Origin of the sequence: Pseudomonas sp. Os17 (assembly GCF_001547895.1) — a bacterium.
Taxonomy (GTDB): domain Bacteria; phylum Pseudomonadota; class Gammaproteobacteria; order Pseudomonadales; family Pseudomonadaceae; genus Aquipseudomonas.
In genome coordinates, this window is sequence record NZ_AP014627.1 from 6,737,619 (window position 1) to 6,754,532 (window position 16,914).

At 62.8% G+C, this 16,914-nt stretch carries 23 protein-coding genes; 8 read left to right on the top strand and 15 right to left on the bottom strand.

Features of this window, described 5'->3' with window-relative positions; genetic code table 11:
- Positions 1-12 precede the first annotated feature (12 nt).
- A complete protein-coding gene (locus tag POS17_RS29945; RefSeq protein WP_148654995.1) occupies positions 13-618 on the top strand; it encodes an imm11 family protein in 606 nt (201 codons plus the stop codon).
- Positions 619-636: 18 nt separating this feature from the next.
- Here the strand turns inward: POS17_RS29945 and POS17_RS32105 are convergent, their stop codons facing one another.
- Positions 637-774 (bottom strand): hypothetical protein, encoded by a 138-nt coding sequence (locus tag POS17_RS32105; RefSeq protein ID WP_162492846.1) that lies wholly within the window; start codon positions 772-774, stop codon positions 637-639.
- A gap of 27 nt (positions 775-801) precedes the next feature.
- On the opposite strand from POS17_RS32105, the gene POS17_RS29950 reads away from it, so the two are divergent.
- The gene (locus POS17_RS29950) at positions 802-1,650 is read left to right on the top strand and encodes a toxin (protein WP_148654996.1); all 849 of its coding nucleotides are present in this window, start codon (positions 802-804) and stop codon (positions 1,648-1,650) included.
- An 82-nt stretch (positions 1,651-1,732) separates the two neighbouring features.
- Positions 1,733-2,359 carry a hypothetical protein gene (locus POS17_RS29955; RefSeq protein WP_060841750.1) on the top strand — a complete coding sequence of 209 codons (627 nt, stop codon included), beginning with the start codon at positions 1,733-1,735 and terminating at the stop codon, positions 2,357-2,359.
- A 25-nt stretch (positions 2,360-2,384) separates the two neighbouring features.
- Here POS17_RS29955 and POS17_RS29960 read toward each other — a convergent pair whose 3' ends face one another.
- From POS17_RS29960 to POS17_RS29990, 7 genes are all read right to left on the bottom strand, one after another.
- Positions 2,385-2,645, bottom strand: coding sequence for a hypothetical protein (locus POS17_RS29960; RefSeq protein WP_060841751.1), 261 nt, complete (start codon positions 2,643-2,645; stop codon positions 2,385-2,387).
- Between the two features lie 35 nt (positions 2,646-2,680).
- Positions 2,681-3,106, bottom strand: coding sequence for a DcrB-related protein (locus POS17_RS29965; RefSeq protein WP_060841752.1), 426 nt, complete (start codon positions 3,104-3,106; stop codon positions 2,681-2,683).
- A gap of 127 nt (positions 3,107-3,233) precedes the next feature.
- A complete protein-coding gene (locus tag POS17_RS29970; RefSeq protein WP_060841753.1) occupies positions 3,234-3,605 on the bottom strand; it encodes a hypothetical protein in 372 nt (123 codons plus the stop codon).
- Positions 3,593-4,087 (bottom strand): hypothetical protein, encoded by a 495-nt coding sequence (locus POS17_RS29975; protein ID WP_231978989.1) that lies wholly within the window; start codon positions 4,085-4,087, stop codon positions 3,593-3,595. Before POS17_RS29975 ends, POS17_RS29970 begins: the two co-directional genes overlap by 13 nt.
- A gap of 184 nt (positions 4,088-4,271) precedes the next feature.
- Positions 4,272-4,547 (bottom strand): HU family DNA-binding protein, encoded by a 276-nt coding sequence (locus POS17_RS29980; protein WP_011064269.1) that lies wholly within the window; start codon positions 4,545-4,547, stop codon positions 4,272-4,274.
- Between the two features lie 189 nt (positions 4,548-4,736).
- Positions 4,737-5,885 carry an NAD(P)/FAD-dependent oxidoreductase gene (locus POS17_RS29985; RefSeq protein WP_060841755.1) on the bottom strand — a complete coding sequence of 383 codons (1,149 nt, stop codon included), beginning with the start codon at positions 5,883-5,885 and terminating at the stop codon, positions 4,737-4,739.
- Between the two features lie 42 nt (positions 5,886-5,927).
- A complete protein-coding gene (locus POS17_RS29990; RefSeq protein WP_025130776.1) occupies positions 5,928-6,095 on the bottom strand; it encodes a rubredoxin in 168 nt (55 codons plus the stop codon).
- A gap of 202 nt (positions 6,096-6,297) precedes the next feature.
- Between POS17_RS29990 and POS17_RS29995 the strand changes: the two genes are divergently transcribed.
- Together POS17_RS29995 and ubiA are read left to right on the top strand one after the other, a co-directional pair.
- On the top strand, positions 6,298-6,861 hold the full coding sequence (locus tag POS17_RS29995; protein WP_060841756.1) for a chorismate--pyruvate lyase family protein: 564 nt from the start codon (positions 6,298-6,300) through the stop codon (positions 6,859-6,861).
- On the top strand, positions 6,861-7,751 hold the full coding sequence (ubiA, locus tag POS17_RS30000; RefSeq protein ID WP_060841757.1) for a 4-hydroxybenzoate octaprenyltransferase: 891 nt from the start codon (positions 6,861-6,863) through the stop codon (positions 7,749-7,751). The genes POS17_RS29995 and ubiA overlap by 1 nt, the downstream gene beginning before the upstream one ends.
- Before the next feature lie 104 nt (positions 7,752-7,855).
- On the opposite strand, the gene POS17_RS30005 is transcribed toward ubiA, so the two are convergent.
- Positions 7,856-8,239 carry a COG4315 family predicted lipoprotein gene (locus POS17_RS30005; protein ID WP_060841758.1) on the bottom strand — a complete coding sequence of 128 codons (384 nt, stop codon included), beginning with the start codon at positions 8,237-8,239 and terminating at the stop codon, positions 7,856-7,858.
- Positions 8,240-8,390: 151 nt separating this feature from the next.
- Between POS17_RS30005 and phoB the strand changes: the two genes are divergently transcribed.
- The 3 genes from phoB (at position 8,391) to POS17_RS30020 (ending at position 11,963) form a co-directional block, all read left to right on the top strand.
- Entirely contained in the window at positions 8,391-9,080 is a 690-nt protein-coding gene (gene phoB, locus POS17_RS30010) for a phosphate regulon transcriptional regulator PhoB (protein WP_003177195.1), read from the top strand.
- A 78-nt stretch (positions 9,081-9,158) separates the two neighbouring features.
- Positions 9,159-10,505 (top strand): phosphate regulon sensor histidine kinase PhoR, encoded by a 1,347-nt coding sequence (gene phoR, locus POS17_RS30015; protein WP_442963136.1) that lies wholly within the window; start codon positions 9,159-9,161, stop codon positions 10,503-10,505.
- Positions 10,506-10,622: 117 nt separating this feature from the next.
- Entirely contained in the window at positions 10,623-11,963 is a 1,341-nt protein-coding gene (locus tag POS17_RS30020; RefSeq protein WP_016964953.1) for a hemolysin family protein, read from the top strand.
- A gap of 48 nt (positions 11,964-12,011) precedes the next feature.
- Here the strand turns inward: POS17_RS30020 and POS17_RS30025 are convergent, their stop codons facing one another.
- The 6 genes from POS17_RS30025 to pstB all read right to left on the bottom strand — a co-directional run bounded on the left by POS17_RS30025 (position 12,012) and on the right by pstB (position 16,880).
- Positions 12,012-12,908: a peptidoglycan DD-metalloendopeptidase family protein gene (locus POS17_RS30025; RefSeq protein WP_060841759.1), complete on the bottom strand. Its 897-nt coding sequence runs from the start codon at positions 12,906-12,908 to the stop codon at positions 12,012-12,014.
- A 61-nt stretch (positions 12,909-12,969) separates the two neighbouring features.
- On the bottom strand, positions 12,970-13,284 hold the full coding sequence (locus POS17_RS30030; RefSeq protein WP_060841760.1) for a helix-turn-helix domain-containing protein: 315 nt from the start codon (positions 13,282-13,284) through the stop codon (positions 12,970-12,972).
- Positions 13,277-13,612: a type II toxin-antitoxin system RelE/ParE family toxin gene (locus POS17_RS30035; RefSeq protein ID WP_060841761.1), complete on the bottom strand. Its 336-nt coding sequence runs from the start codon at positions 13,610-13,612 to the stop codon at positions 13,277-13,279. The genes POS17_RS30030 and POS17_RS30035 overlap by 8 nt, the downstream gene beginning before the upstream one ends.
- A 435-nt stretch (positions 13,613-14,047) precedes the next feature.
- Positions 14,048-15,007, bottom strand: a complete 960-nt coding sequence (locus POS17_RS30040) for a response regulator (protein WP_060841762.1) — start codon at positions 15,005-15,007, stop codon at positions 14,048-14,050.
- A gap of 166 nt (positions 15,008-15,173) precedes the next feature.
- On the bottom strand, positions 15,174-15,935 hold the full coding sequence (phoU, locus tag POS17_RS30045) for a phosphate signaling complex protein PhoU (RefSeq protein WP_016964958.1): 762 nt from the start codon (positions 15,933-15,935) through the stop codon (positions 15,174-15,176).
- Between the two features lie 111 nt (positions 15,936-16,046).
- A complete protein-coding gene (pstB, locus tag POS17_RS30050; RefSeq protein WP_060841763.1) occupies positions 16,047-16,880 on the bottom strand; it encodes a phosphate ABC transporter ATP-binding protein PstB in 834 nt (277 codons plus the stop codon).
- Positions 16,881-16,914 lie beyond the last annotated feature (34 nt).

The following is a 16,914-nucleotide window of genomic DNA, read 5'->3' on the forward strand; positions in this document are numbered from 1 at the left end:
CAGATGATGATCTTGAGCTGGAAACCTCCGATCCAATACAACCCGAAGTTGATCGGTTCCTACGACGTCGAGAGCGGTGCCTATCAAACCCCGGGCTCCAGTTTCGACTACCTGGCCCTACTCGCCGGGCAGCCGTACCCAAAGGCAATGGACACGCCGCCGGTGTTTTTCCAGTGCAAGGCCAGGAAGCTGCTGGAGCATGATTGCCTGTGGCTGCTGGGGGGCATTCCCCTGGTGTCGGCGCGCCTGGCGGACTTTCTCCGCCAGCAGGCGCCGGCCGATGTCGAGCTGATCCAGCCCTTGCGCCTGGTGGCCGACCACCAGGAGGTCAGCCAGCCGTACTACATCGTCAACGCCATCCAGGCCGTCAAGGCCATCGACCACGCGCGCTCCGAAGCGGAGCGCGACGATGACGGCACCCTGCTCTACTTCAACAAGACCTGGTTTCTCGAAAGCGCCCCAGGCATGGGCCAGATCGCCCGGGAGCCGGAGTCCGGCGACTTGTTGATCAGCGCAACCCTGGCCGACCGCTTGATCGACACTGGCTTCAAGGGTGACAAGGGACTGGGGCTGTACAGCGCCGAACGGCGTTTCGTGCCTTATCGGAACAATGCCTGAGCGCCTGGGGGCATCCGATCAGATCGCCGAGCCGCGATTCTTGCCCGGCTGGATGATCAGCAACCGATCCAGCTCGCGCCTTCTGGCGCGGGTGACCAATGCCAGCGCGGCGGGCAGGTCCTGCTTGAACCGCTCGAAGTTGGGCAACCACTTCAAGAAATCCGGATCATGTGGGAGCAAGTCATGAAGCAATTCAGCTACAACGAGGACATAAACGCCCTGGAAATACCGGCCCAGCAGTTCGCCGCAGGTATCGAATACGCCAGCAAGAAGAGCTACGCCAACCTCCGGGTCATGGGCTCTGCCAAAGCGGCCAAGGGTGCGCCGCTGGACCTGAGTGCGCTGAATGGGCACAGCGGCGTGCAGGCGCTGGACCTGTCGGACGACATCGACCTGAAGCATGTTGATTTGAGCCCGCTGTACGCGTTGCCACAGCTGAAGCTGCTGTCGATCCCCTACCTCAAGGAACGTATCGACTTCTCGCGACTGCCCAGCCTGGAGACGCTCTACATAACCGGCGCCGATGAGGCGCTGGAACCCCTGGAGCTGCCACGGCTCAAGCACCTGCTGCTGGTGGCGGTGAAGAATCAGGATTGCGGGTTTCTCTCGAAGCTCAGCGCACTGCAGGAGCTGCGAATCAGCGGCGGCAACATCGAGCGACTGGCCGGCATCGAGACGCTGGACGAGCTGGCATCGATTCAGATCCAGCACAGCCCGAAGATGCTCGATATCAGCGCCATCAACGCGCTCAAGAACCTGAAGACCCTGCACATCGAAAAATGCAGCCAGTTACGGGACTACGGATTCCTGTCAGACAACAAGACCCTTGAGGAGGTGTTCATTTCCGAGCTCGACTCGGTGTCGTTCGCCCCGGCAATGGAGCACCTGAGCTCACTGCAATTCTGGGACCTGAAAGACGGCGACATGAGTCCACTGCTGACCTCCAAGAGCCTGAAAGAGGTCTACTTCCATCCGAAGAAAAAGCACTACAGCCATAGCCTCAAAGAGATCAATGCCGCGTTCGGCAAGTGAGCAGAGGTTTGTACATCAGGCTCAACGACGGTCGGGGCGGATCGTCGTAGCGCCGTTTCATGATTGAAGGACTCATCAAGAAATGAAAGCAGGCACCCATCAATTGCGCAGCCACTTCGAAAAGGCACTCCAGCTTTTCTTGAAGAGCGAACTCGCGGTTTATCCCGGCGTGAAAGTCACCCGGAACAAAGTGCTGATTACCCAGAAAGAATCGGGCGCCGTGGCGACCTTGCATTTCGAGTACCTGGCTAACACCCGCGCCTACGAAATCATCATCTTCGTCGAACACCCGGCCCTGCAGGCGGAGATCGAGCGGATAAGCCCGCCCTACCGGTCCAACCTGGCCAATCCGAAATTGCTCTACTGCATGTCGACGGTCAGCGAAAAAGACGGCTGTCCACTGCTGCCCGTGACCGAACAAGGCATTGAAAATACCTGCCAGGTGATGCTGCGCCGGCTCCAGGATGTTCACCTGCCTATCCTGTACAACCTCCTCAATGTCAGCCCCGCACTGGTGAGCGATGTCATCGAGAGGCCAAAGTATTACGCCTATCCAGTCCCGCTGATTGTTATCGCCTTGAAAACCAACGCAATCCAACCGGACGACGCAACGCTGGCGAAGATTCTGAGCGAGCAGACCCTGGGCTACACCAACAACCAGGAACTGAAAGCGTCGTTCAACAAGCAACTCCTGGCAGCGCTGAGCTGAGCAATTGCCGGAGTGCCGGGGCAGATCAGGCCGTGCCGCGATTCTTGCCCGGCTGGATGATCAGCAGCTGATCCAGCTCGCGCCGTCTGGCGCGGGTGACAAATGCCAGCGCGGCGGGCAGGTCCTGCTCGAACCGCTCGAAGGTCGCGCGATCGATGGCGTAGTACTCCTCGTAGTCGACCACGCCGAGGCTGACTGGGAAGGAGACGTAGTACTGGCCGCTTAGCTCTTCGATGCCCATGGAGAACATCTCTTCGCGGTTGACAAACAGATCGATGAATTTCATCTGGGTCCCGTGTCTCAGCGAAGGGATCAGGCCCGCTAAGGCTGAGGCTTGAGGCTTTGCATGGCCTGTTTCCACGCCGGCTCGTGGTGCACCAGGTCTTGCGGCGTGGTGGTCAGGGTGGTGATCAGCACCGCCGGCTTACGCTCGATGAACACCTGACGCAGCATCAGCTCGCGACCTTCGCGTTTCCAGCTGTAGTCCAGCAGGACCGAGGCGTGGCCGTGCATGTCGAAGTCCCAGCGCTTGATCAGGGTGAAACCCGGCAGTTGCTGTTCGGCGGAGCGCAGTTGTCCGGCGACATAATCGGCGAAGGCGGCATCGCCCTGGCTCGGGTCGCGGCTGATGACGAAACTGGCTTCCTGGGCGCCGCCCACGGCCGGCAGCTTGAAGATGTTGATGCTCTGGTCCTGCCAGGCGTCAGGAATATCGAGATCGGCTTCTTGAATACGGTAGGAGGACAAGGGGTAGGCGTTCCATGCTTAGGGGTCGGACAGCGGCGGATTTTCAAGCAATGACCGGCAACAATCAAGGAACCCGTCGGCAACTCTGAACAATCGCTTTCGCCCCCGCGGGGCACCCGGATCGCCCTCAGCGCGCCTTCAGGCAGGACGCGTAGGCCTGGGCAAAACGCCGGTCGAACCGGAGGGCCTGAGGCTCCTCGGGATCGATGCTGATATTCCACAGGGCCTGCTGCGGCACGTCGTAGCGGACCCAGCCGATGATTCCGCTGCCGGAGGTTTCGTAGAACAGCTGCAGGCTCAGCTGGTCGCCATCATCGCGGTCGATCAGCAGCTTGAGGCGCTCCGGGGTGGTGAAGTCGCGGTAGGGGAAATCGCTGCTCCTGACCATTTCGGTGAGGTGGCCGTAGCAGCCCTGGCCCGGGTTGGCGTCGTCGGCCAGGGCCGGCAGGCTGGGGCCGGTGAGCAGCAGACTCAGGCCCAGGGAGCTCAAGTACCGCATGACTGCCCCTTGAGGGTGAGGGTTTCGACCTGGTCGTTCATCTCGATCTTCGCCAGCACCTGGCGGTCGTGGGACTCCTGGTACTCGCTGAAATTGTTGCGCTTGAGGATGTTCAGGGTCACGCGGATGTGGGCACCAGCATTCTGGTACTCGCTGCGCTCGGGGCCCTGGGCGCCACCGGTGAGTTCCAGCAGTTGGCCGCCGCTCTTGAGGTACAGATAGCGCTCGTCCACTTCCACCAGCAGGCGCGGGGCCTTGGCTGGCACGCTGTAGTCTTCGCGGGCCAGGGAGTAGCCGCAGAGCCAGGAGCCGCGACTGTCGTATTGCTGGCTGTGGAACCAGCTGAGGGCTTCGCGGTAGCCGATCTGGCCGAGGCGCGAATCGCCGGCGGCCCAGGCCGCTGGCAGGTTCAGGGCGAGGATCGAGCCCAGCGCCATGGCGGCTGCGCCGGAGCGCCCCAGGCAGCGAAGGGCGGCTGCCAATGCTGGGGTTCTGTCAGGGGTGCGGGTCATCCTTGGCCTTGGGTCGCGAGCGAACAATCGCGCATCCTAGCCACGCCACTACAGCTGCGCAAGGGCCAGCGGCGGGCAAAAAAAATAGGCACCCGATGCGCTCGGCGTGCCTATTTTCCCCTGCGCGCTCCCGCTGTGGGAGCCCGCGCAATGCTTATGGGTTGACGCTGTCTTTCAGCGACTTGCCCGGTTTGAATGCCACGGTGTTGCTGGCCTTGATCTTTACCGGCTCGCCGGTTTGCGGGTTCTTGCCGGTACGGGCGCCACGGTGACGTTGCAGGAACGTACCAAAACCGACCAGGGTGACGCTGTCTTTACGGTGCAGAGCCCCGGTGATTTCCTCAAGGATGGCGTTGAGCACGCGATTGGCCTGCTCTTTGGTCAGGTCCGCTTTTTCAGCAATGGCTGCGGCGAGTTCTGGTTTACGCATAGTGTGAAGCCTCTTTGACGGTTTTTTGTTGTTATGTCCGTGCTGTTCACGGGAACAGCGCCCAAGGCGCCGCAGGCTCTACGCTGCGGCAGACGGGTGTGAGGATGGCACGCGCTTGAAGGTGGCGCCAGTCTTGGCGCGACCTTTGTAGGGGCAAAATCCCGGTTATTCCGACAGAACGACCGGTATTTAAGCCAGCAGGGCCGGGAGTTCCTTGTTCAGGGCCAGTTTTTCCATCACCGCCGCCCCGGTCAGGGCGTAGCCCAGCAACCGGCCGCTGGCGTCACGGCACAGGACCTTGATGTCGGCGCCCTGCCCTTCGACGCTCCAGACGCCTTCGGCGCCCCGCGGTGGCGGCGACACCACCAGTGGACAGACCGGGGTCTTCACGGTGATCGGCATCGGTCCGTAGCTGACTGCCGTCGGCGTGCCGGCCAGGGTCTGCGCCAGCGCCCGGGCACAGCTCATCAGCGGCATCACGTACAGCAGGTTGAGGCCATCGACCTCGGCGCAATCGCCCAGGGCGTAGATGTTGGCGTGGGAGGTTTTCAGCTCGCGGTCCACCACCACGCCGCGATTGACCACCAGCCCGGCCGCCGCGGCCAGATCGATGCGCGGGCGCAGGCCAATGGCCGAGACCACCAGGTCGCAGGCGATCACCTGGCCATCGGACAGATGGGCCTCCAGGCCATCACCGCTGCGTTGCAGGCGATTGAGCACCGGCCCCAGGTGGAAGCGCGCGCCGAGGCTTTCCAGCCCGGCCTGGACCGCCGCGGCGGCGGCCGGGTGCAGCAGGGTCGGCATCACCTGTTCGCACGGGGCCACCAGGTCCACGCTGTAGCCGCCGAGGATCAGGTCGTTGGCGAACTCGCAGCCAATCAGCCCGGCCCCCAGCAACAGCACCCGGCGCTTGCCGGCGGCGGCGTTGCGAAAGCGTGCGTAGTCTTCCAGGTCATTGATGGGAAAAATCAGCTCGGATGCATCGCCCTGCACCGGTACGCGCACGGTCTCCGCGCCCCAGGCCAGGATCAGGTCGCGATAGGTCACCGCCTCTTCACCGATCCACAGGCGCTTGTGGCCCGGGTCGATGCCGCTGATGCGGGTGTGGGTGCGCACCTCGGCCTTGAGCTGCTCGGCCATGGCGCCGGGCTCGGCCATGCTCAGGCCGTCGGCATCCTTGTTCTTGCCGAAGCCGGTGGAAAGCATCGGCTTGGAATAGGAACGGCCATCATCGGCAGTGATCAGCAGCAACGGCGTCTGGCCGTCGAGCTTGCGAAATTCCCGGGCCAGGTTGTAACCGGCCAGGCCTGTCCCCACGATCACCACCGGTGCGCTCATTCCCTGCTCCTTGTCATTGGTCGTTCAAGCCACAAAAGTCGATCAAGCGATCTCGATCATTTCGAAATCCATCTTGCCCACGCCGCAGTCCGGGCAGAGCCAGTCTTCGGGCACGTCTTCCCAACGGGTCCCAGGCAAAATACCGTCGTCCGGCCAGCCTTCCGCTTCGTTATAGATCAGGCCGCAGACCACACATTGCCACTTTTTCATTGCTGCATTTCCTCGGGAGTTCAGGCTCGGTCGATGAATCGACTCTAAAGGCCACGCTGATCAGCGTTCGGCACTGGGGTTTTTTACTGATCACTACCGGCAGATGCAAGCAGGTTCGTGTCGCCGGACGTCCTGGATCAATCAAAATCGCCGATCGTCATGCTAAGCTCGCCGCCTCATTTGCTGCCAATACTGACCCACTGTGCCGCACTCAATGCCCCCCGCTCCGGCCCCCACCTGGCTGGCGCAAAGCCGTCTGTCCCCCTTCCCCGGCGCAGCCGTGGCCAACTGGCTGTTCGATGAAGGGTCACTGACCCGGCGCCTGACCCGCCTTTCGCAAAACGGCTTCAGCGTCACGCCGCTGGTGGAAGAATGGCAAACCCTGCGCCACGAAGAATGCGTCGCCCTGGACCTGCCCGAACACAGCATCGGCTGGGTCCGCGAGGTGTACCTGCGGGGCCACGGTGAAGCCTGGGTCTTCGCCCGCAGCGTCGCCGCCCGCAGTGCCCTGGAAGACGGCGGCCTGAACATCGATGAGCTGGGCAGCCGCTCCCTGGGCGAACTGCTGTTCTGCGACCAGGCCTTTGCCCGCCGTCCCATCGAGGTCTGCCGCTATCCACAGGCCTGGCTGCCCGACGCGGTGGCCAGCGACGGACTCTGGGGCCGTCGCTCGCGCTTCGATCGCGGCCCCTTGAGCCTGCTGGTGGCCGAAGTCTTCCTGCCCAGCCTGTGGCGCGCCATCCAAGCCCAACCGGAGGCCTGCTGATGTACCTGAGCCTGCTCAAATCCCTCAATCGCCTGCACCCGCGGGCCTGGGACTTCCTGCAACTGGCGCGCATGGACAAGCCCATCGGCATCTATCTGCTGCTGTGGCCGACCCTGGTGGCCCTGTGGATCGCCGCCGAGGGCAAGCCGTCCCTGAGCCATGTGTTGATCTTCACCTTCGGCGTGGTCCTGACCCGCGCCGGTGGCTGCGCCATCAACGATTTCGCCGACCGCAAGGTCGACGGCCAGGTCAAGCGCACCGACCAGCGGCCCCTGGCCACCGGCAAGGTCAGCGCCAAGGAAGCCCTGGCGCTGTTCGCGATACTGATGGGCGCCGCCTTCCTGCTGGTGCTGTGCACCAACGCCACCACGGTCTGGCTGTCGTTCGGCGCCCTGGCCCTGGCCGCCTGCTACCCCTTCATGAAGCGCTACACCTATTACCCGCAGGTGGTGCTGGGGGCCGCGTACTCCTGGGGCATCCTGATGACCTTCACCGCGCAGAACGGCGAACTGCCGGCCACTGCCTGGCTGCTGTACATCGCCAATCTGCTGTGGACCGTGGGCTACGACACCTACTACGCCATGACCGACCGCGACGACGACCTGAAGATCGGGGTCAAGTCCACGGCGATCCTGTTCGGCGATGCCGACCGGGTGATCATTCTCACCCTGCAGGGCCTGTCACTGGGCTGCCTGCTGCTGGCCGGGGCGCGCTTTAACCTGGGGGGCTGGTTCCACCTGGGGCTGCTGGTGGCGGCGGGGTGTTTTGCCTGGGAGTTCTGGTACACCCGGGATCGCGACCGGATGAAGTGCTTCAAGGCCTTCCTGCACAACCACTGGGCGGGCATGGCGATCTTTATCGGCGTGGTGCTGGATTACGCGTTGCGTTAGACCCTCAAGCAAGGCCCTGCGGGCCTTTTCGCAGCTTCGCCATAGCTCAGCAGCGGCTACAGAGATCGGTGTAGCCGCTGCCGCAGGCTGCGAACGGCCCGAGGTCAGTCGGACTTGGCGACCTTCCAGGCGCCATCCATCTTGCCGTCACCGGTCATGTCGCCGGCCTTCTTGTCCATCACGAAGCTGTACAGCGGCTTGCCGTCATAGGCCCACTGCATCTTGCCGTCGTCACGCTTGATCACCGTCCACTTGCCCATGGCCTTGTCGCTGCCTTCGGCCATCAGCGGCGGCCAGTTGGCGGCGCATTTGTCGTTGCACATGGACTTGCCACCGGTGTCCTTGGCAAAGGTGTAGAGGGTCATGCCCTGGAGATTGACCAGCACGCCGTCCTTGCTCATCGCCGGGTCGGCGGCCAGGGCGAATGTCGGCAGGGCCAGGACAGCGCCTACCAGCAGGACTTTCAACGATTGCTTGAACAGAGTCATGGAAACCTTCTTTTGTGGTTGTCAGGAATCGGACTCAAAGCTTAGTCGACGAACAAGCACCGCGCTGTGCCACCTGAAATACTGTCACACGACTGCAATAATTCCGTTATCTAATGCGGCGCAAGACAGTTAAATGACAAGAGGTTCCAGCATGGTTGGCAGAAGCATTCTGATCGTTGACGACGAAGCGCCGATTCGCGAAATGATCGCCGTCGCGTTGGAAATGGCCGGCTATGACTGCATGGAGGCAGAGAACTCCCAGCAGGCCCACGCCATCATCGTCGACCGCAAGCCGGACCTGATCCTGCTGGACTGGATGCTCCCCGGCACCTCCGGCATCGAGCTGGCGCGACGCCTCAAGCGCGACGAACTGACCGGCGACATCCCGATCATCATGCTCACCGCCAAGGGCGAAGAGGACAACAAGATCCAGGGCCTGGAAGTCGGCGCTGACGACTACATCACCAAGCCGTTCTCCCCCCGCGAGCTGGTGGCGCGCCTCAAGGCCGTGCTGCGCCGCGCCGGCCCCACCGACGGCGAAGCACCGATCGAAGTCGGCGGCCTGCTGCTGGACCCCATCAGCCACCGGGTGACCATCGACGGCAAGCCGGCGGAAATGGGCCCCACCGAATACCGCCTGCTGCAGTTCTTCATGACCCACCAGGAACGCGCCTACACCCGCGGCCAACTGCTGGATCAGGTCTGGGGCGGCAATGTGTACGTCGAGGAACGCACCGTGGACGTGCACATCCGCCGGCTGCGCAAAGCCCTGGGTGACGCCTACGAGAATCTGGTACAAACCGTGCGCGGCACCGGCTATCGTTTTTCCACCAAGGCCTAACAACAGCGGCAAGCTATAAGCCACAAGCGGCAGGTTGATGACCGACCGCCTCTGAACTTGCAGCTTGCGGCTTACAGCATGGAGCTGCTTTTCAACGTGAATCAAAACTGGCATGGCACCCTGATTCGCCACCTGTTGCTGTTGATCACCGGCTGCCTGCTGGTGGGCCTGATCAGCGGCTACTACGGTTGGAGCCTGGCCGCCGGCTTGGGGCTCTACCTGGCCTGGACCCTCAAGCAGCTGCTGCGCCTGCACGAATGGCTGCGCCTGCATCAGCCCGATGAAGCGCCGCCCGATGGCTATGGCCTGTGGGGCGAAGTCTTCGACAGCATCTATCACCTGCAACGCCGTGATCAGCGGGTACGCGGGCGCCTGCAGGCGGTGATCGACCGGGTCCAGGAGTCCACTGCGGCGCTGAAAGACGCGGTGATCATGCTCGACAGCGACGGCAACCTGGAATGGTGGAACCGCGCCGCCGAAACCCTGCTGGGGCTCAAGACACCCCAGGACAGCGGCCAGCCGGTGACCAACCTGGTGCGCCACCCGCGCTTCAAGGAGTACTTCGAGCAGGACAACTACGCCGAACCGCTGGAGATCCCTTCTCCGGCCAACGACCGGGTGCGCATCCAGCTGTACATCACCCGCTACGGCAACAACGAGCACCTGATGCTGGTGCGCGACGTGACCCGCATCCACCAGCTGGAACAGATGCGCAAGGATTTCATCGCCAACGTGTCCCACGAGCTGCGCACCCCGCTGACGGTGATCTGCGGCTACCTGGAAACCCTGCTGGACAACGTCGACGAAGTGAACCCGCGCTGGAGCCGCGCCCTGCAGCAGATGCAACAGCAAGGCGGACGCATGCAGACCCTGCTCAACGACCTGCTGTTGCTGGCCAAGCTGGAAGCCACCGACTACCCGTCGGACAACCAGCCGGTGCCCATCGACGCGCTGCTGCAATCGATCAAGAGCGATGCCCAGGCGCTGTCCGGGGAGCGCAACCAGCGCATCACCCTGGAGGCCGATGGCTCGGTGCAACTCAAGGGCAGCGAAGCGGAACTGCGCAGCGCCTTCTCCAACCTGGTGTTCAACGCGGTGAAATACACCCCGGCCGAAGGCAATATCCGCATTCGCTGGTGGGGTGACGACCAGGGCGCGCACCTGAGCGTGCAGGATTCGGGGATCGGCATCGACAACAAGCACCTGCCGCGCCTCACTGAACGCTTCTACCGGGTGGACTCGAGCCGCAACTCCAACACCGGCGGCACCGGCCTGGGCCTGGCCATCGTCAAGCACGTGCTGCTGCGCCACCGCGCGCGCCTGGAAATCAGCAGCGTGCTGGGCCACGGCAGCACCTTTACCTGCCATTTCGCCCCGGCCCAGGTGAAAAAAACCGCGACCCCCAGCCTGACCGAACAGCGCTGACCGTGGCGTGCCCCTAGGCAATCGCCCTGTCAGCCGCTACATTGCGTAGCTTGTGCCTGCCCTTCAGGCACCGCCTTTCCTTCTTTTTCGAATACACGGAACCCGCAAAACTCCATCATGGACCCTTCCCCTGGTTTTACCCTCGCGTCTCTGTTCGCCGACTTCGGCATGATTCTTTTTGCTCTGATCCTGGTCCTGCTCAACGGTTTTTTCGTTGCCGCAGAGTTCGCCATGGTCAAGCTGCGCTCGACCCGGGTCGAAGCCATCGCCCACAAGAACGGCTGGCGCGGGCAGATCCTGCGCACCGTACACAGCCAGCTCGATGCCTACCTTTCGGCCTGCCAGCTGGGCATCACCCTGGCCTCCCTGGGCCTGGGCTGGGTCGGCGAGCCGGCCTTCGCCCACCTGCTGGAGCCACTGCTGGGCGCGGTGGGGGTCAACTCCCCGGAAGTGATCCGCGGCGTGTCGTTCTTTACCGCGTTCTTCATCATTTCCTACCTGCACATCGTGGTCGGCGAGCTGGCGCCCAAGTCCTGGGCGATCCGCAAGCCCGAGCTGCTGTCGCTGTGGACCGCGGTGCCGCTGTACCTGTTCTACTGGCTGATGTACCCGGCCATCTACCTGCTCAACGCCAGCGCCAACACCATTCTGCGCATCGCCGGCCAGGGCGAGCCCGGCCCGCACCACGAGCACCACTACAGCCGTGAAGAACTCAAGCTGATCCTGCACTCCAGCCGCGGCCAGGACCCCAGCGACCAGGGCATGCGCGTGCTGGCCTCGGCCGTGGAAATGGGCGAACTGGAAGTGGTGGACTGGGCCAACTCCCGGGAAGACCTGATCAGCGTCGAATTCAACGCGCCGCTCAAGGAAATCCTCGCCCTGTTCCGCCGCCACAAGTTCAGCCGCTACCCGGTCTACGACAGCGAGCGCAACGAGTTCGTCGGCCTGCTGCACATCAAGGACCTGCTGCTGGAACTGGCGGCCCTGGACCACATTCCCGAGTCGTTCAACCTGGCCGAGCTGACCCGCCCGCTGGAGCGCGTGTCGCGGCACATGCCGCTGTCGCAGTTGCTGGAGCAGTTCCGCAAGGGCGGTTCGCACTTCGCCCTGGTGGAAGAAGCCGACGGCAAGGTGATCGGCTACCTGACCATGGAAGACGTGCTGGAAGTGCTGGTGGGCGACATCCAGGACGAACACCGCAAGACCGAGCGCGGCATCCTCGCCTATCAGCCGGGCAAGCTGCTGGTGCGCGGTGACACGCCACTGTTCAAGGTCGAGCGCCTGCTGGGCATCGACCTGGACCATATCGAAGCCGAAACCCTCGCCGGCCTGGTGTACGAAACCCTGAAACGGGTGCCGGAAGAGGAAGAAGTGCTGGAAGTCGAAGGCCTGCGCATCATCATCAAGAAGATGAAAGGGCCGAAGATCATCCTGGCCAAGGTGCTGATGCTGGATTGACGGGCCCCTCGGCCCGTTCGCCAGCACGCCGGCGCCTACAGCAGCGGGTCATTTCTTGCCCAGGGTAAAATTCGGCAGATCCCCCAGCGGCTGGTTGAATTGATAGGGAATCGACACCAGCCCCAGCCCGGTATTGCGCTGCACCACGAAATGCAGGTGCGGCCCGCTGCTGTTGCCGGTGTTGCCCGACAACCCCAGCGGGCTGCCCACCGCCACCCGCTGCCCTTCCCGCACACTCACCGAACCTTGCTTGAGGTGCAGGTACACGCCCATGGTGCCGTCGTCGTGCAGCACCCGGACGAAGTTGCCCGCCGGGTTGTCGCCGCGCCCGTTCTGGGCGTTCTCGGTCTTGACCACCACCCCGCCACGCGCAGCAATGATCGGCGTGCCCACCGGCATGGCGATGTCCATTGCGTAGCGGCTCCTGGGCCCGAAATGGCTGTATTGGCCATTGGCCCCCTGGGTCAGGCGAAACGGCCCGCCGCGCCAGGGCAGCGGGTAGCGATAGGCCTGGGCGGCGCCTGCCGGGTCGCCCAGGGAATAACGGAACCTGGGGACATAGCTCAAGGGCTGGTCGGCACGAGTCGCCGTGAGCAGCGCCAGACGCTGCCTGCTGCGGGCCGGCAGCACCTGGCGAATCGGCTGCCCGGGCGCGCCACTGACATTGTTCAGCCCGGTAAAACCCAGCTCGATCTGCACCGGGGCGTACAGGTCATTGCGCACATACAGCGCCTCCACCCCCTTGTGCTTGTGGATATCCAGGCGCACCTGGTGCTCCAGGTGCTCTTCCATGCGGTCGTGAAACACGAACGCCTGGGCTCCCGGCGCAGGCCGATCGCTGTAGGACACCACGCCATCGGCGTCGACGGATTTGTAGACGGTCATCGCCGCCAGCGAGGTGGCCAGCAGGGACAGTCCGCACAACAGCAGCAGGCGCACAAGCATTGGGCAGCCTCTTGGCAGGTTATGCAGGCACGCTAACAGCCGGATATGGAGCTTGTGTGAATCAGGCCGGGGCCAGAGGGTGCGGGCCCGGCGCGTCGAAATGGATATCCACCCCCAGTTGCGCGGCCTCCGACAGGTTGACCAGGGCATCGAGGGAGAACTTGTTGATCTTGCCGCTGAGCACGTCATTGAGGCGTGGCTGGGAGATGTTGAGGCGCTTGGCCGCCTCCTTCTGCGATACCCCCCAGGCTTGCACGGTCTTGCCCAGTTCAAGCATCAGCTTGGCCCGCAGGCGCATGTTGGCGGCCTCCTGGGGCGTGGCTTCAAGGGCGTCCCAGACGCTGGCAAAGCGCTGGTTGATCGGTTGGTCAGTCATGGCGTGAACCTGCTTCTTGATATCTGGCACGAGCCAGCTCGATATCCCGCGCTTCGGTCTTGCGGGTGGTCTTACGCACCGCGTGCAGCACATAGATGGCCGCGGGTCGCCTGACCACATAGAACACCCGAAACGCCCCTGAATCCTCATGGATCCTGATTTCGAAACCCCCCGGGCCGATGGTTTTCACCGACCTGCAATCGTAGGGCTGTTCCCCCTGCTGCAGCAGATCCAGCTGGAAACCGGCGGCCCGGCGGGCATCTTCGGGGAACGCCCGGAGATCCCGCAGCGCGCTCCCGACAAACACCACATCCTTGTGCCTGGGCATCGAACCTCTCCTGTGAATGACCAGGAACAAGGCTAATCAACATGGCCAGGAGCGACCGCGCCGGGTTGTTTCAAGGCATGGCCGCAAGCGCTGAAAGACACGGAGCGCTCTGTGCAATCTATATCCAAACAGATATAAATCAAGGACAAAAAGATCAATCGGACGTACGGCAGAACGTATCGAGGGGTACGGCGAAGGCCTTGTGGCCTGAGGGTTACGGCCTAGGTTGCGAGTGGTTCGCTCGATAGCGGGATGGTGCAGCAGGCCGTCTCAGCGCAAGGCAAAAATCCGCAACGAGAAAAGTGTTTTCCGCAGATTTCCGCAGCTTTGATCCTCGTAGGAGCCGGCTTGCCGGCGAAGAGACCCGCAAGCCTTGTGTTGCTCTTGTGGACGCTTTCGCTGGCAAGCCAGCTCCTACGAAGCGGACTGGGAGGATCAGGCGCCGGGAACGAAGTGCTTCTGCGCGGTACCGCGGGCGATCAGGCGCGAGATGTAGTCGAGCTTCTGCGCGTCCTGGTCGACGAAACGGAAGGTCAGTTGCAGCCACTCGCTGTCCGGCTTGGGCTCCAACGCCACCACCGCATGCAGGTAGCCATTGAGCCGTGCCACTTCGGCGTTGTCGCCCTGCTCCAGGTCCAGCACCGCGCTTTCCAGCACCTGGGGCAGGCTGTCGGTGCGCTTCACCACCAGCAACGCTTCCTTGATGCTCAGGGCCTTGATCACGCACTGCTGATTGCCGCTGGACAGGCGCAACTGGCCCTGGCCACGACCGCCACTGGCCGCTGTCGCGGGCGCCGGAGCCTTGACCGGAGGGCTGTTGAGCAAGCCGCGCGCCGGCGCTGCGGCTGCAGGGGCCGGTGCAGGGGCCGCAGCCGCCGGTTTGGCGAACGGATTGACCGGAGCCGAAGCCGCCCCCACCACCGCCGGCTTGCCACCGGTCAGGGCGCTCAGGGAGTCATTGCCGAAAGCTGAGTTCATCTTGGTCGGAGCGCTGTTCATCAAGGTGTCGAGCTTGCCGACCTTGTTCAGCGCCTGCTTGACCTTGGTCAGCAGCTGTTCGTTGGTGAAAGGCTTGCTCACATAACCGGACACCCCGGCCTGGATCGCCTGCACCACGTTTTCCTTGTCGCCACGGCTGGTGACCATGACGAAGGGCATGGCTTTGAGCGCCTCTTGCCCACGGCACCAGGTCAGCAGCTCAAGGCCGGACATTTCCGGCATCTCCCAGTCGCACAGGACCAGGTCGAAGGCTTCGCGGGCGAGCATCGCCTGGGCCTTCTTGCCGTTGATCGCGTCTTCGATCTTGATGCCAGGGAAGTAGTTGCGCAGGCACTTCTTCACCAGGTCACGAATGAACGAAGCGTCGTCCACCACCAACACACTTACCTTACTCATCGACCACCCCTTTAAAAATCCCGGCAAGCATAACGCTGGCTGATGGCACTTTGCCAAAACTCTTCAGTCACGCCGGGACTTTTCGTTCGCGGGTGCTGCTTTTCAAATGTGAGGGGCCCAAACAAAAACGCCCGGCCAAAGGGCCGGGCGCTCTTCTCGGGCACTCTTACTTATCGTCAGCTTGATCCGGAACATTAGCGGATTCGCCACTTGTGCCTTCAACTTCTTCCTTCATGCGCTTGAGTCCCAGATGGCGTACATCGGTGCCGCGCACCAGGTAAATCACCAGCTCGGAAATGTTGCGCGCGTGATCGCCGATCCGCTCCAGCGAGCGCAGCACCCAGATAATGCTCAGGACCCGCGAGATAGAGCGCGGGTCTTCCATCATGTAGGTGGCCAGCTCGCGCAACGCGGTCTTGTATTCGCGGTCGATGATCTTGTCGTACTGGGCCACGGAAAGTGCCAGGTCGGCATCGAAGCGGGCAAACGCGTCGAGGGCGTCGCGCACCATGTTGCGCACCTGGTCGCCGATGTGCCGCACTTCCACGTAGCCGCGCGGGGCCTCGCCCTCTTCGCACAGCTGGATGGCCCGACGGGCGATCTTGGTGGCTTCGTCGCCGATGCGCTCCAGGTCGATCACCGACTTGGAGATGCTGATGATCAAGCGCAGGTCGGAGGCCGCCGGCTGGCGACGGGCGAGGATACGCAGGCATTCCTCGTCGATGTTGCGCTCCATCTGGTTGATCTGGTCGTCGATCTCGCGCACCTGCTGGGCCAGGCCGGAGTCAGCCTCGATCAGCGCGGTGACCGCGTCGTTGACTTGCTTCTCCACCAGCCCGCCCATGGCCAGCAGGTGGCTGCGCACCTCTTCCAGCTCGGCATTGAACTGTTGGGAGATGTGATGGGTTAACCCTTCCTTCGAAATCATGGTTTGCTCCGCAAAAGCTGTGAGCTGCAAGCTACAAGCTGCAAGCTATCTATGTCGTTACCCTGAACCGCTCTCACTTGCCGCTTGAAGCTTGCGGCTTGCAGCTGCTTTCTAGCCGTAACGCCCGGTGATGTAGTCTTCGGTCTGCTTCTTCGCCGGGTTGGTGAACAGCGTGTCGGTGTCACCGAACTCCACCAGTTTGCCCATGTACATGAACGCGGTGTAGTCGGAAACCCGCGCCGCCTGCTGCATGTTGTGGGTCACGATGACGATGGTGAACTTGGACTTGAGCTCGTAGATCAGCTCCTCGACCTTCAGGGTCGAGATCGGGTCCAGGGCCGAGCAGGGTTCGTCCAGCAGCAGCACTTCCGGCTCCACGGCGATGGTGCGGGCAATCACCAGACGCTGCTGCTGACCGCCGGACAGGCCCAGGGCCGAATCATGCAGGCGGTCCTTGACCTCGTCCCACAACGCCGCGCCCTTGAGCGCCCATTCCACGGCCTCGTCGAGCACGCGCTTCTTGTTGATGCCCTGGATGCGCAAGCCGTAGACCACGTTTTCATAGATGGTCTTGGGGAACGGGTTGGGCTTCTGGAACACCATGCCGACCCGGCGACGCAGCTCGGCCACGTCTTCGCCCTTGCGGTAGATGTTGTTGCCGTAGAGGTTGATCGCCCCCTCCACGCGGCAGCCGTCCACCAGGTCGTTCATGCGGTTGAAGGTCCGCAGCAGGGTCGACTTGCCGCAGCCGGACGGGCCGATGAAGGCGGTCACGCGCTGCTTGGGGATGTTCATGCTGACGTCGAACAGCGCTTGTTTCTCGCCGTAGAACAGGCTCAGACCGGGCACTTCGATGGCCACGGTTTCCTGTTCCAGGCTCAGGCTCTGCTTGTCGCGGCCCAGGGCGGACATGTTGATGCCATGGGAATGGGTTTCGTGTTGCATGGTCTCACTCCGTTCGTAGCTGCAAGCTTTTAGC